At 32.5% G+C, this 2,250-nt stretch carries 2 protein-coding genes; one reads left to right on the top strand and one right to left on the bottom strand.

Annotation, left to right across the window (positions count from 1 at the left end):
* Positions 1 to 116: 116 nt before the first annotated feature.
* A complete protein-coding gene (locus ACWXWT_RS20355; RefSeq protein WP_456043388.1) occupies positions 117 to 1,874 on the top strand; it encodes a GmrSD restriction endonuclease domain-containing protein in 1,758 nt (585 codons plus the stop codon).
* A 181-nt stretch (positions 1,875 to 2,055) separates the two neighbouring features.
* On the opposite strand, the gene ACWXWT_RS20350 is transcribed toward ACWXWT_RS20355, so the two are convergent.
* A partial coding sequence (locus tag ACWXWT_RS20350; protein ID WP_456043387.1) for a transposase domain-containing protein occupies positions 2,056 to 2,250 on the bottom strand: 195 nt, incomplete at its 5' end.

Raw genomic sequence — 2,250 nt, 5'->3', positions numbered from 1 at the left:
AAAAGTCTCTTTGAAGTGGTCAATATGCATGGTGAGCTCCCGAAAAAAGGGAGTATAAGATCATAGCTAAATGTTAACGTCAAATCGTGTGTTAAGTTGATTGAAAAACGTTCACGATCTCGCCCTGTCAGCAAAGACTGACAACTTTATTTTTATTACATTGGTACGCTGCCACAAAAGAGAACAAGTTAATAGATGAAGTTATTGATATCTTCAAGAAATTTACTTACGAAACAAGAATAAGCTCTAGAGATTTTTGTAATGAATTGGTATCTAAATCTATCTCAATAGATAAAAAGAGTTCCCTAAGTGTAGAAGCTATAGATTCATCATGGTTCTTTCTTTCTTGGAAGAAAGATCCGACTATAGACGCAATGTTAAGAACTATTGATAACATTCATGAGCTTTTTTATGATGTTGAACACCTTTGGGACAAGTTGACAGGAGATAATCATTTGATTGCTTTCTATCATATTGACCTTGAAGGCATAGGTTTAACAGATGATTTGTATATAAAAATGAATGCACGCGGAAAATTATTATCACCATTCGAAAACTTTAAAGCATCTTTTCAAAAATTAATTTATGATAAAAATTGGGATGAAAATAAAGATTTCCTTCAAACTTTTGCCATGAAAATAGATACTGTTTGGACAGATTTATTCTGGAATAATAGTAAAAAAAATAATATTGATGATGCTTTTATAAGGTTCATATCTACTATTGTTATGTGTAGAAAGGCTATTAGGAAATCTGATAATAGAATATTATTGATCTCAAATTTACAAGATGACCCTAATGCTGTAAAACCCTCATTTTTTGACAAAGAAGATTTTAATTATTTATGTAGTGCTTTAGATAAGTATTCTGAAGTATATAGTTCTGGACTTGATCTTAATTTGGACTTCCCTCTTTTTCAGCATCGCCCTGAAGACACAATATTTTCAGCTATCGTATATGAAGGACAAAATGCTTCATATACTCAAAAAACATTATTCTATGCACAAACAGAGTATTTATTAAATGTAGATGAGTTTGATAAAGGTAAATTCACCGAGTGGATGCGTGTAATAAGAAACATTGTATTAAGAGGTGATGTTGTTAAAAGTGGAACTCGACCTACCATTATTAGAAGTCCACAAACATTAGATGGTGTTATTAATTTAATACACGAATTGTCATCTGGTTGTAATGATATTTATAAGTATTTATCTACTAATAATATCAAATCATCGTTTGCTAAAGAGCAAGTTAAAGAAGAGCAATTAAAATCCGAGTTAATCGTTTTTGATACCGATAATAAAAAGATAATCTTCGATACAGAGGATACAAATTTATTACAAGGAAAAATTAGTTTTGCTCTGTATTGTGCTAACTATGATAAAGCTCAAAACTTTCAACGAGTGGAGCTTGAAAAAATATCAAGAACAATTTCTACTTACTTCAATAGTGATGCTGATATTTCGAATGATCTCAGGAGAGCATTGTTAACCATTTCTGATAATAATGGTTCATTTAGTTACTATAACTATTGGTGGTCATTCTGGAATGTGGTTAGTGCTGATAAACGTTGTTTACTTGATAGCAGTCTTAGAGCATTAGAGTTTTACATATATGGAAATGATGGAGAATATAAGGTTTATGTAAAAAATCTTATACTTAAGCTATTGGATGACACTTTAAAGGGTATATCTGATAAATTTATTCCACCTCAAGATATGCCAAATTGGAAGGTTAGATTAATTAAAGAAACTGATTTACTTGATAATAAGTGTAAGTCTAATCATATTGCTATCCCCAAAGATGAATCATGTGCTTATTTGCTGAAAAGTATGAGGCCAAGAGATATAGATGGTTGTGAAAAAATTGAATGATTGCTGAAAAATTCAACTCTATTTAGATATGGTAGAAAATAAACGAGCACCCATGCTACCTAACAAATAAATTTGACCTCCGCAAACAGTCGTCTTTTTACGGGGGCAAATTATTTGGCGTTATCACATATCAGGTCGCCATACTTTACCTAATGGTAAGCGGTCAATGAACTGGTGAAGCTTATTCTGCTTCACCTAAATCAACATTCCACGGCAGCAAATCAGACATATCATCTAATAGTGCACGCTTGGGTAATTCCGTAAATAGATGACGGAAATAGTAGTAGGGATTCAAATCATTGGCACGGCAGGTCATCACCAGGCTGTATAAGTTCGCACTGGCTTTAGCGCCACCCACCGACGTCGAGAACATCCA

This window comes from Shewanella sp. A22 (assembly GCF_053850585.1).
The sequence above is the reverse complement of the archived record's forward strand: the minus strand, read 5'-3'. Positions and strand labels throughout refer to the sequence as shown.